Source organism: Streptomyces spongiae, assembly GCF_009377185.1.
Classification (GTDB): domain Bacteria; phylum Actinomycetota; class Actinomycetes; order Streptomycetales; family Streptomycetaceae; genus Streptomyces; species Streptomyces spongiae.
The window spans coordinates 1-11,946 of sequence record NZ_VJZC01000300.1; the positions used below are offsets into that span (position 1 = coordinate 1).

The 11,946-nt window shown below is 70.2% G+C and carries 9 protein-coding genes and 1 pseudogene; 5 read left to right on the forward strand and 5 right to left on the reverse strand.

Features of this window, described 5'->3' with window-relative positions; all coding sequences use genetic code 11:
• Positions 1-241: 241 nt before the first annotated feature.
• On the forward strand, positions 242-1,531 hold the full coding sequence (locus FNH08_RS31035) for a citrate synthase (RefSeq protein ID WP_322725812.1): 1,290 nt from the start codon (positions 242-244) through the stop codon (positions 1,529-1,531).
• Positions 1,532-2,170: 639 nt separating this feature from the next.
• Here the strand turns inward: FNH08_RS31035 and FNH08_RS31040 are convergent.
• Both FNH08_RS31040 and FNH08_RS31045 read right to left on the reverse strand, forming a co-directional pair.
• Positions 2,171-4,444 (reverse strand): heavy metal translocating P-type ATPase, encoded by a 2,274-nt coding sequence (locus FNH08_RS31040; RefSeq protein ID WP_152774847.1) that lies wholly within the window; start codon positions 4,442-4,444, stop codon positions 2,171-2,173.
• A 6-nt stretch (positions 4,445-4,450) separates the two neighbouring features.
• On the reverse strand, positions 4,451-4,690 hold the full coding sequence (locus FNH08_RS31045; protein ID WP_152774848.1) for a heavy-metal-associated domain-containing protein: 240 nt from the start codon (positions 4,688-4,690) through the stop codon (positions 4,451-4,453).
• Between the two features lie 158 nt (positions 4,691-4,848).
• Here FNH08_RS31045 and FNH08_RS31050 point away from each other — a divergent pair, with 158 nt between their 5' ends.
• The gene (locus FNH08_RS31050; protein ID WP_152774849.1) at positions 4,849-5,898 is read left to right on the forward strand and encodes a zinc-dependent alcohol dehydrogenase family protein; all 1,050 of its coding nucleotides are present in this window, start codon (positions 4,849-4,851) and stop codon (positions 5,896-5,898) included.
• Here the strand turns inward: FNH08_RS31050 and FNH08_RS31055 are convergent.
• From FNH08_RS31055 to FNH08_RS31065, 3 genes are all read right to left on the reverse strand, one after another.
• A complete protein-coding gene (locus tag FNH08_RS31055; RefSeq protein ID WP_152774850.1) occupies positions 5,893-6,498 on the reverse strand; it encodes a GNAT family N-acetyltransferase in 606 nt (201 codons plus the stop codon). The genes FNH08_RS31050 and FNH08_RS31055 overlap by 6 nt on opposite strands.
• Before the next feature lie 44 nt (positions 6,499-6,542).
• Positions 6,543-6,743, reverse strand: coding sequence for a helix-turn-helix transcriptional regulator (locus FNH08_RS31060; RefSeq protein ID WP_152774851.1), 201 nt, complete (start codon positions 6,741-6,743; stop codon positions 6,543-6,545).
• A gap of 233 nt (positions 6,744-6,976) precedes the next feature.
• On the reverse strand, positions 6,977-7,894 hold the full coding sequence (locus FNH08_RS31065; protein ID WP_152774852.1) for a sugar phosphate isomerase/epimerase family protein: 918 nt from the start codon (positions 7,892-7,894) through the stop codon (positions 6,977-6,979).
• A 262-nt stretch (positions 7,895-8,156) separates the two neighbouring features.
• Between FNH08_RS31065 and FNH08_RS31070 the strand changes: the two are divergent.
• The 3 genes and pseudogenes from FNH08_RS31070 to mmsA all read left to right on the forward strand — a co-directional run.
• A pseudogene (locus tag FNH08_RS31070) lies at positions 8,157-8,291 on the forward strand (5-deoxy-glucuronate isomerase); the annotation flags it as partial.
• Between the two features lie 213 nt (positions 8,292-8,504).
• Positions 8,505-10,388 carry a 3D-(3,5/4)-trihydroxycyclohexane-1,2-dione acylhydrolase (decyclizing) gene (iolD, locus tag FNH08_RS31075; protein ID WP_152774853.1) on the forward strand — a complete coding sequence of 628 codons (1,884 nt, stop codon included), beginning with the start codon at positions 8,505-8,507 and terminating at the stop codon, positions 10,386-10,388.
• A gap of 14 nt (positions 10,389-10,402) precedes the next feature.
• Positions 10,403-11,905: a CoA-acylating methylmalonate-semialdehyde dehydrogenase gene (gene mmsA, locus FNH08_RS31080; protein WP_152774854.1), complete on the forward strand. Its 1,503-nt coding sequence runs from the start codon at positions 10,403-10,405 to the stop codon at positions 11,903-11,905.
• Positions 11,906-11,946 lie beyond the last annotated feature (41 nt).

The window sequence follows — 11,946 nt, forward strand, 5'->3', positions numbered from 1 at the left end:
GTGCCCACTCCGCACCCGCCCCGCACCCGCATCGTAAAAATGATCGATCAAATGAGTCGGAAAGGTCACACAGCACTTCCAGATGACGGGCGGAGCGGGCAGGATGGGGAAGTTGGCGGCACTCAGTGCCGCCAATGGGCCCGATGGACGACCCCGAGTGCACTCTTCTGAGCCAACTGGGGGATGGTAGAGACAGTCAGGGCAACCTCGAAGATGAGGCACTACCTCGGTGAGGGAAGACGTGAGCGACAACTCTGTAGTACTGCGGTACGGCGACGGCGAGTACACCTACCCGGTGATCGACAGCACCGTCGGTGACAAGGGCTTCGACATCGGGAAGCTCCGCGCCCAGACCGGTCTGGTGACTCTCGACAGCGGATACGGGAACACCGCCGCCTATAAATCCGCCATCACCTACCTCGACGGTGAGCAGGGCATCCTCCGATACCGCGGCTACCCGATCGAGCAGCTGGCCGAGCGCTCCACCTTCCTGGAGGTGGCCTACCTGCTGATCAACGGTGAGCTGCCCACGGTCGACGAGCTGAGCACCTTCAAGAACGACATCACGCAGCACACCCTGCTGCACGAGGACGTCAAGAACTTCTACCGGGGCTTCCCCCGCGACGCGCATCCGATGGCGATGCTGTCGTCCGTGGTCAGCGCCCTGTCGACGTTCTACCAGGACAGCCACAACCCGTTCGACGAGACCCAGCGGAACCTTTCGACGATCCGCCTTCTCGCCAAGCTTCCGACGATCGCGGCGTACGCGTACAAGAAGTCGATCGGTCACCCCTTCGTCTACCCGCGCAACGACCTCGGGTACGTCGAGAACTTCCTGCGCATGACCTTCTCGGTCCCCGCCCAGGAGTACGAGCCGGACCCGGTCGTCGTCTCCGCGCTCGACAAGCTGCTGATCCTGCACGCGGACCACGAGCAGAACTGTTCGACCTCCACGGTCCGCCTGGTCGGCTCGTCGCAGGCGAACATGTTCGCGTCGATCTCGGCCGGCATCAGCGCCCTCTGGGGCCCGCTGCATGGCGGTGCCAACCAGTCCGTGCTGGAGATGCTGGAGGGCATCCAGACGGCGGGCGGCGACGTCGACACCTTCATCCGCAAGGTGAAGAACAAGGAAGACGGCGTCAAGCTCATGGGCTTCGGCCACCGCGTCTACAAGAACTTCGACCCCCGGGCGAAGATCATCAAGGCGGCCGCGCACGACGTCCTCTCGGCGCTCGGCAAGTCCGACGAGCTCCTCGACATCGCGCTCAAGCTCGAAGAGCACGCCCTCGCGGACGACTACTTCGTCGAGCGCAAGCTCTACCCGAACGTGGACTTCTACACGGGCCTGATCTACCGCGCCATGGGCTTCCCGACCGAGATGTTCACGGTCCTGTTCGCCCTCGGCCGCCTCCCGGGCTGGATCGCCCAGTGGCACGAGATGATCAAGGAGCCGGGCTCCCGCATCGGCCGCCCGCGCCAGATCTACACGGGCGTCGTCGAGCGGGACTTCGTGCCGGTCGAGTCCCGCTAGGCGCTCCGCTCGGAGCGGGGGTCGTCTCTGCGTCCCGGTTCGTTGTCTGCGGGTCGTGGGGGGCTGGTCGCGCAGTTCCCCGCGCCCCTTACAGGGCGCCCCCGGAGGCGGATCGAGCCCTGGAAAGTTCAGGAACAAAGCGGAAGGCGCCCTGCCGCCGGTCCCCCCACGGGCCGACGGTCAGGGCGCCTTCCCATGTCCCGGTGCGGATTCCCCCCACGGGATCCGGCCGGGCGTCTGGTGGGCCAGCGCCTGAATCGCTGGTGAGCAGAACGAGCAAAACTCGATGTGCTGCTCCGGTGCGGTCTGCCGGGGTACGTACGGGAGGGCCGCTCAAAGCTCCCCGGTGCACGTGCCCCGGCAACGCAGTTCCGGGAACGTCCCCCAAGACATCCCCTGATGTCAGTCACGCCCCCCAAGACGCTTCTGACATCGCCAACTTAGACTCACGAACCCCTTCGATGGTTACGTTCACACCACTGTGATCTGCGTCTCTTGCATATGTCCTGAATCTACGCAAGAGCCCCAATGCGGTGATCGGGGTCCAAGCGTAAGGAAGATGCGCGAGCCTTGTGAAGAGCTTATGTGAGGCTACTGCTGGACTCTAGAGGGACTTTTACCTCGACGTCATGAGATTCCTCATGAGAACGATCTGAGCCTCAGGCTGTTGGTCACCACAAACACGGACGAAAAGGCCATGGCCGCCCCCGCGATCATCGGGTTCAGCAGTCCGGCGGCGGCCAGCGGCAGCGCCGCCACGTTGTATCCGAACGCCCAGACGAGGTTGCCCTTGATGGTGGCGAGCGTCCGCCGGGACAGCCGGATCGCGTCCGCGGCCACCCGCAGGTCCCCGCGCACGAGCGTCAGGTCGCCCGCCTCGATCGCCGCGTCCGTCCCCGTGCCCATGGCCAGCCCCAGATCGGCCGCGGCCAGCGCGGCGGCGTCGTTGACCCCGTCCCCGACCATCGCGACCGTACGGCCCTCGGACTGGAGCCGCCGGACGGCGTCGACCTTGTCCTCCGGGAGCACCTCGGCGATCACCTCGTCGATCCCGACGGCCGCGGCCACCGAGCGGGCCACCCGTTCGTTGTCCCCGGTCAGCAGCACCGGCGTGAGCCCCAGGGCGCGCAGCCGGCGTACGGCCTCGGCGCTGGTCTCCTTGATCGCGTCGGCGACGGTCAGGACACCGAGTGCCACTCCGTTCAGCGTGACCACGACGGCTGTGCGGCCCTCCGCCTCGGCGGCCTCCTTGGCCTCCGCCAGCGCCTGCGGGAGCGGTCGGGAGGTCAGGCGGCCCACCTCGACGTCCTGGCCTCCCACGCGGCCGCGTACGCCCCGCCCGGGTGCGTTCTCGAAGCCCTCGACGGGCGGGAGCGCGGCGCCCAGGCGCTTCTCGGCGCCCGCGGCGACGGCCCGGGCGATCGGGTGCTCGGAGGCGTGCTCCAGGGCACCCGCGAGCCGCAGGACGTCCCTCTCGTCGGCGCCCTCCGCCGCGTACACCTCCTGGAGGGTCATGCGGCCGGTGGTGACCGTGCCGGTCTTGTCCAGGACGACGGTGTCGACGCGGCGCGTGGACTCCAGGACCTCGGGGCCCTTGATGAGGATGCCGAGCTGGGCGCCGCGTCCCGTGCCGACCAGCAGGGCGGTCGGGGTGGCCAGGCCCAGTGCGCACGGGCAGGCGATGATCAGCACCGCGACGGCCGCGGTGAACGCGGCGGCGGTGTCGCCGGTGACGCCGAGCCAGCCCCCGAACGTGGCGACGGCGATGAGGAGCACCACCGGCACGAACACGGCGGAGACCCGGTCGGCGAGCCGCTGCACCTCGGCCTTGCCGTTCTGCGCGGCCTCGACCAGCTTCGCCATGCGCGCCAGCTGCGTGTCCGCGCCGACGCGGGCCGCCTCGACGACGAGCCTGCCGCCGGCGTTCACGGTCGCGCCGGTCACCGAGGACCCGACGGTGACGTCCACCGGCACGGACTCGCCGGTCAGCGTGGACGCGTCGACCGCCGAGGCGCCCTCGACGACGGTGCCGTCGGTGGCGATCTTCTCCCCGGGCCGCACGACGAACCGGTCGCCCACGGCCAGCCGCGCGACCGGGATCCGCACCTCACGGCCGTCCCGCAAAACGGAGACGTCCTTGGCGCCCAGCTCCATGAGCGCCCGCAGGGCCGCACCCGCCCGGCGCTTCGAGCGGGCCTCCAGGAAGCGGCCGAGCAGGATCAGGGCGACGACCCCGGCGGCCACCTCCAGGTAGATCGTCGACGAGCCCTCCGTGCGCGAGACGGTGAGGTCGAAGCCGTGCCGCATGCCCGGCATGCCCGCGTGCCCGAAGAACAGCGCCCACAGGGACCAGCCGAACGCGGCGAGCGTGCCGACCGAGACGAGCGTGTCCATGGTGGCCGCGCCGTGCCGGAGGTTCGTCCAGGCGGCCCGGTGGAACGGCAGCCCGCCCCAGACCACGACGGGCGCGGTGAGGGTCAGCGACAGCCACTGCCAGTTGTCGAACTGCAGCGCCGGGACCATGGAGAGCAGGACGACGGGGAGGGCGAGGACCGCGGAGACCGTGAACCGCTGCCGCAGGGCGGTGAGCTCGGGATCGTCGGCCGGTTCCTCGGCGGGGGTCTCCGCGGTGGGCGTCTCCGCGGTGGGCGTCCCCGGTGGGGGCGGCGGGGGCTCCTCGGCCGTGTAGCCCGTCTTCACCACGGTGGCGATCAGGTCGGCGACCTGTATCCCTCCGGCGTACGCGACCTTCGCCTTCTCCGTCGCGTAGTTGACCGTGGCGGAGACGCCGTCCATGCGGTTGAGCTTCTTCTCGACGCGAGCCGCGCAGGAGGCGCAGGTCATCCCCCCGATCGTGAGCTCGACCTCCCGGAGCGGCTCACGTGTGGGAGCCTCGGCGGTGGTGCTGGTCATGGCCGCTCAGGCCTCGCCCACGAGATCAAAACCGGCCTCGTCGACGGCGGCGCGCACGGCCTCCTCGTCGAGCGGGGCGGTGGAGACCACGGTGACCTCGCCGGAGGAGGCGACGGCCTGTACGGAGGTGACGCCGGTGATCTCGGAGATCTCACTGGAAACAGCGCCCTCGCAGTGCCCGCAGCTCATCCCGCTCACCTTGTAGACGGTGGTGACAGTGCCGGCGGTGTCGGTCTGGGCGGTCATGGCGTTGCTCCTCGTCGAGACGGGTGTTGCTTACGTGACGGCACACTATACCCCTAGGGGGTATGGACTCGGCAAGGGGCTCCGCAGGGAGGCCCGTTCGGCTAGCGTTCGCTGGACGGTTCGTCGGACGGTGATCTTCCGGGTGAGGGGCGGGACGTATGCGTGCGGTGGTGTTCGAGCGGTTCGGTGAGCCGGCCGAGGTGCGGCAGGTCCCCGATCCGGCGCCTTCGGAGCACGGGGTCGTGGTGCGCGTCGAGGCCACGGGACTGTGCCGCAGCGACTGGCACGGCTGGCAGGGCCACGACCCGGACATCACGCTCCCGCACGTGCCGGGCCACGAACTCGCGGGGGTCGTGGAGGCGGTGGGCGACCGCGTGGACCACTGGCACCCCGGCGACCGCGTCACCGTCCCCTTCATCTGCGCCTGCGGCACCTGCCCCGCCTGCGCCGCCGGGGACCAGCAGGTGTGCGAGCGGCAGACGCAGCCGGGATTCACACACCGGGGGTCGTTCGCCGAGTACGTGGCCCTGGAGCACGCCGACGTCAACCTGGTGGCCGTGCCCGAGGAACTGTCGTCCGGCACGGCGGCCGCGCTGGGCTGCCGGTTCGCCACCGCGTTCCGGGCCGTGGTGACCCAGGGGCGCCTCGCGGCGGGGGAGTGGGTGGCCGTGCACGGGTGCGGCGGTGTCGGGCTCTCGGCGGTGATGATCGCGGCGGCCTCGGGCGCGCGGGTGGTGGCCGTCGACGTGTCCGCCGGAGCCCTGGACCTCGCCCGGAAGTTCGGCGCGGCCGCGTGCGTGGACGCCTCCCGGGTACCGGACACCGCCCAGGCCGTACGCGACCTCACGGGCGGCGGCGCCCACCTCTCGCTGGACGCCCTCGGCTCACCCGCCACCTGCGCGGCCTCGGTGAACGGTCTGCGCCGCAGGGGCCGTCACATCCAGGTCGGCCTGCTCCCGTCCCCGACCGGCACCACCGCGGTCCCGATGGCCCGCGCGATCGCCCTCGAACTCGAACTCCTCGGCAGCCACGGCATGGCCGCCCACGCCTACCCGCCGATGCTGGAACTGGTTCGCGCGGGCGTCCTGCGCCCCGACCTGCTGGTCACGTCCACGATCTCCCTGGACGCGGTCCCCGCCGCGCTGGAGGCGATGGGTACGGCGCCGGGGGCCGGGGTGACGGTCATAGAGCCGTGGAAACGGTCATAGAGCCGTGGAGCTGAGCGCCCCGGCCTCCGGGCGACCCCGGTGGACGGCCCACTCCGGCGCGAGAACCGCCATCCGTACGGCGTCGATCCACTCACCGTCCTGCCACAGACTCTGCCGCTCCACGCCCTCGGCCACGAAGCCGGCCTTCTCGTAGGCGCGCCGCGCCCTCGGGTTGTGGGTGAAGACCCACAGCGACACCCGGTGCAGACCGAGCCGCTCGAAGGCGTGCCCGAGGACCAGCCGCACGGCCTCCGTGCCGAGACCGCGGTCGCGTCCCCCGGGGCCGATCAGGATGCGGAAGGAGCAGTTGCGGTTGTGCCGGTCCCACTCGTTCAGGACGGCCTCACCGACGAGTTCGCCGCTCGCCCGGTCCGCGATGCCGAGGTCGAGCCGGTCGGCCTGCTCGCCGCGGGAGCCGTACCAGGAGCGCAGCCGCTCCTCCCCGAACTCCTCCGGCGGGCTGCCCGTCAGCCGGATCACCTCGGGGTCGGCCAGGATCCGTGCCATCACCGGGACGTCCTCCTCGGTGAACGGCCGCAACAGGGCCCTCTCGCCGGTGAGGACGGGCTTGACGGAGAAGTCGATCGGATCGGCGCTCATCCCAGGATTCTCGACGTCGTACGAGCGGGGAGGCAACGCGATATTCACTCGGTCCCGCGGCCGCGGTTGCTGGGTCTGGACGCCACCCAGGCCCGTACGGTGTCCGCGTACCAGTACGGTTTTCCGGCCTCCACATGGTCGGGTGGCGGCAGGAGCCCGTGCTTGCGGTAGGAGCGGACGGTGTCGGGCTGCACCCGGATGTGTGCGGCGATCTCCTTGTACGACCAGAGACGGCGGTCGGTCATCAGCGGCACCTCCTCGATCGCGGATTCTGTAACCGTCCAACGACGTTGAGTGATCAAGGGGTGACGGCTGTCGCGAAGGTGTGACGCGGGGGTTGCGGGCATGCGACATGTGCGACAGAGCGATGGTGTTTGTGACACGAACGGCGCATTTCGGGGCGTGAGGTGGCGCTGCCCACTCAGGGGCGCGGGGAACTGCGCGACAAGCCCCAACGAACCCGCAGCCCTCAAACGACCTACGCCCCGCAGGACCTGAGGAATGCCCGAGTACGTTGAGCAATCGGCAAGGGCGTATCCGGCTCACACGGATACATGTCCTGCTCCACGATCGCGAACAGATCCACGTCCAGCCCCTGCGCAGCAGCCAGCACAGGCTCCAACGCAGGCACGCCGGCAGGCGGTTCGCACATCACGCCCTTCGCCACCGCCGGCCCGAACGGAACCTCGTTCGCCCGCACCTCGGCGAGGATCTCCGGATCCACCTGCTTGAGGTGCAGGTACCCGATCCGCTCCCCGTACGTCTCGATCAGCTTGACGCTGTCGCCCCCGCAGTACGCGTAGTGCCCCGTGTCCAGGCACAGCGACACGACCGAGGACTCCGTGCCGTCGAGGAAACGCGTGACGTTCTCCTCGCTGTCGATGTGGGTGTCCGCGTGCGGGTGCACGACGATCCGCAGCCCGTACCGCTCGCGCACCTCCCGTCCCAGCCGCTCGGTCAGCTGCGTCAGGTGCCGCCACTGCTCGACCGTCAGCGTGCTCGGCTCCAGGACCTCGCCCGTCTTGTCGTCCCGCCAGAAGGAGGGGATCACCACCAGGTGGGACGCGCCCATCGCCTGCGTCAGGGCGGCGATGTCCGAGACGTGCGCCCAGGTCTTCTCCCAGATGTCCGGACCGTGGTGCAGCCCGGTGAAGACCGTGCCCGCCGACACCTTCAGGCCACGCTTCGCCGTCTCCTCGGCGAGCACGGCCGGGTCGGTCGGCAGGTAGCCGTACGGGCCCAGCTCGATCCACTCGTAACCGGACGCGGCGACCTCGTCGAGGAAGCGCTGCCAGGGGACCTGCCGCGGGTCGTCGGGGAACCACACGCCCCAGGAATCGGGCGCCGATCCGATCCGGATACGGGAGAGTGAGGACTGGGGTGACAACGACGTCATGGGCGTCAGAGTGCGGGGGTCCGGTGAACCGTGTCAAGGTCTGGTCCGAATGTCTGGACAAAATATTGACAGGGGGCCTGGGGCGGGGCTAGACCTTGGGCCACGGGGCCGGGCGTGGGACGCGTTCCGGCCTCGTGCGGGCCGAGTTGAAGGGAACTCGATGGCGTACGAGGGGGGTCGTGCTGTGAACCCGGTGGACGCCTCCGCCCTGGCGCGGACCCGCACCCCGCAGCGGTACCGATACGGTGCGCACCAGGACGAAGAGTCCCAAATCCCGGGCCGGAGCAGCGTGTTCGCCGGAGTCACCGACTTCGTGCACGCGCCCCGCGACGCCCGGCTCCAGATCGCCTCCGGCGCGGCAGGCCGCTTTGCTTTGGCAGGAGCGAAGTGCGAGCGATGACTCCCCGCCCGCTACGGCCCCGCGCCGGAGGTCCCGCGTCGTAGCATGGCCTGATAACCCTACGTGTCGGATCGGGCACACTGTGGTCCGGTGGTCCCGAAGGGCACCCGGACAGCAGGCGCACCATTGAGACGTGGGCACGACGGAGCCGTACCGCAGTTGCGGAACTGATTGCATCCGGCCCACGCAAGAGAGCACAGAGGGATACCGATGACCTCAACGACGAGGCTGACGGTCGCGCAGGCGCTGGTGCGGTTCCTGGCCGCCCAGTACACGGAACGGGACGGCGAGCGGCAGCGGCTGATCGGCGCCACCTGGGGCATCTTCGGCCACGGCAACGTCGCCGGGCTCGGGCAGGCGCTCGTCGAGTACGCCGACGACATGCCGTACCACCAGGGACGCAACGAACAGGCCATGGTCCACGCGGCGGTCGGTTACGCGCGCCAGTCGAACCGCCTGTCCACGCACGCCGTCACGACGTCGATCGGACCGGGCGCGACCAATCTGGTCACCGGCGCTGCCCTGGCCACGATCAACCACCTCCCGGTCCTCCTCCTCCCCGGTGACGTCTTCGCCACCCGCCCCGCCGACCCGGTGCTCCAGCAGCTCGAAGTCCCGTACGCCGGTGACGTGTCCGTCAACGACTGCCTGCGCCCGGTGTCGAAGTACTTCGACCGGATCACCCGCCCCGAGGCCCTGATCCCGGCCGCGCTCCAGGCGATGCGCGTGCTGACGGACCCGGTCGACACCGGCGCCGTGACGCTGGCCCTCCCGCAGGACGTGCAGGCGGAGGGCTTCGACTGGCCGGAGGAGTTCTTCGCCGAGCGCACCTGGAACGTGCGCCGCCCGGCCGCCGACCAGGCCGAACTGTCCGCGGCGGTCAACGCGATCCGGGCGGCCCGACGCCCCCTCATCGTCGCGGGCGGCGGCGTCCACCACAGCCGTGCCGAGGAGGCGCTCGCAGAACTCGCCGACACCACCGGCATCCCCGTGGCCTCCACGCAGGCGGGCAAGGGCTCCCTGCGCCACGACCACCCGCAGGACGTCGGCGGCATCGGCCACACCGGCACCGCCACCGCCGACGAACTCGCCCGCACCGCCGACCTGGTGATCGGCGTGGGCACGCGCTACACCGACTTCACCACGGCCTCCGGCACCCTCTTCACGGGCGAGGGCGTCCGCTTCCTCAACCTCAACATCGCGCCCTTCGACGGCCACAAGCTCGCCGGCCTGCCGCTGATCGCCGACGCCCGCGCCGGGCTGGAGGCGCTCACCCAGTCCCTCGAAATGCACGACCACCGGGTCGCCCCCGCATACGTCACCGAATACACGGAGGACAAGCAGCGCTGGGAGCACCGCGTCGACGCCTGCTACGAGTGCGACGAACCGGACACCCGGCCCACGCAGCCCCAGGTCCTCGGCCTGCTCGACGAGATCGTCACCGAGGACGACATCCTCGTCAACGCGGCCGGTTCCCTCCCCGGCGACCTGCACAAACTGTGGCGGACACGGTCGCGGGACCAGTACCACCTGGAGTACGGCTACTCCTGCATGGGTTACGAGATCCCGGCCGCGATCGGGGTGTGCCTGGCCGCGCCAGGGCGTCCGGTGTGGGCGCTGGTCGGCGACGGGACGTACCTGATGATGCCGACGGAGATCGTGACGGCCGTGCAGGAGAACGTCCCGGTCAAGGTGCTGATCATCCAGAACCACGGGTACGCGTCCATCGGCGGTCTCTCCGAGACGGTGGGCGGCGAGCGGTTCGGCACCGCCTACCGCTACCCGTCCGACGACGGCACGTTCACGGGTCGGCCGCTGCCCGTGGACCTCGCGGCCAACGCGGCCAGCCTGGGCATGCGCGTACTGCGGGCCAAGACCGTGCGCGGCCTGCGGGACGCCCTCGCCGAGGCGCGGACCGCCGACACTCCCACATGTGTCTACGTGGAGACCCAAACGGCAGACACAGTGTCGGGGGCGCCCCCCGCCCAGGCCTGGTGGGATGTCCCCGTGGCCGAGACCGCGACCCGATCGTCGGCGGTCAAGGCCCGTGACCTGTACGAACGGCACGTCTCCACCCGGCGCCGCCATCTGTGAAGGAGCACTCGGCCATGACGAGGATCGTCAACCACTGGATCGGCGGCAAGGCCGTCGAGGGCGCGTCGGGCACGTACGGGCCGGTCACCGACCCGGCGACCGGCGCGGTGACCACCAAGGTCGCGTTCGCGTCGGTCGACGAGGTCGACGCGGCGGTGGCGGCGGCGAAGGAGGCATGGGCGACCTGGCGCCACTCGTCCCTGGCCCAGCGCACGTCCATCCTCTTCACGTTCCGCGCCCTGCTGGACGCGCACCGGGACGAGATCGCCGAACTGATCACCGCCGAGCACGGCAAGGTGCACAGTGACGCGCTGGGCGAGGTGGCGCGTGGGCTGGAGATCGTCGACCTGGCCTGCGGCATCAGCGTGCAGCTGAAGGGCGAGCTGTCGACGCAGGTGGCGAGCCGCGTGGACGTCTCGTCCATCCGCCAGCCGCTGGGTGTGGTCGCGGGCATCACGCCGTTCAACTTCCCGGCCATGGTGCCGATGTGGATGTTCCCGCTGGCCATCGCGTGCGGCAACACGTTCGTGCTGAAGCCGAGCGAGAAGGACCCGTCGGCGTCGGTTCGGCTGGCCGAGCTGATGGCGGAGGCGGGCCTCCCGGACGGTGTGTTCAACGTCGTCCACGGCGACAAGGTGGCCGTGGACCGCCTCCTGGACCACCCGGACGTGAAGGCGGTCTCCTTCGTCGGCTCGACCCCGATCGCCCGCTACATCCACACCACCGCCTCCGCGAACGGCAAGCGCGTCCAGGCCCTGGGCGGCGCGAAGAACCACATGCTGGTGCTCCCGGACGCCGACCTGGACGCGGCGGCGGATGCGGCGGTCTCGGCCGCCTACGGCTCCGCGGGCGAGCGCTGCATGGCCATCTCGGCCGTCGTCGCGGTGGGCTCGATCGGCGACGAACTGGTGGAGAAGATCCGCGAACGCGCCGAGAAGATCAAGATCGGCCCGGGGAACGACCCCACCTCCGAGATGGGCCCGCTCATCACCGCCGCCCACCGCGACAAGGTCGCGTCGTACGTGGCGGGCGCGGCGGCGGAGGGCGCGGAGGTGGTCCTGGACGGTACGGGCCACACGGTGGACGGTTTCGAGGACGGCCACTGGATCGGCATCTCCCTCCTCGACAAGGTGCCGGTGGACGCCAGGGCCTACACGGACGAGATCTTCGGCCCGGTGCTGTGCGTGCTGCGCGTCGGTACGTACGAGGACGGCGTCGACCTGATCAACGCCTCGCCCTTCGGCAACGGAACCGCGATCTTCACCCGGGACGGTGGCGCGGCCCGCCGCTTCCAGCTGGAGATCGAGGCGGGCATGGTCGGCGTGAACGTCCCGATCCCGGTGCCCGTCGGCTACCACTCCTTCGGTGGCTGGAAGGACTCCCTCTTCGGCGACCACCACATCTACGGCAACGACGGCACGCACTTCTACACCCGTGGCAAGGTCGTCACCACCCGCTGGCCGGACCCGGCCGACGCCCCGTCGAGCGTGGACCTGGGCTTCCCGCGCAACCACTGAGGTGTGGGGCGGGGAGGGTTTTCGCCCCCGCCGCCCCTACC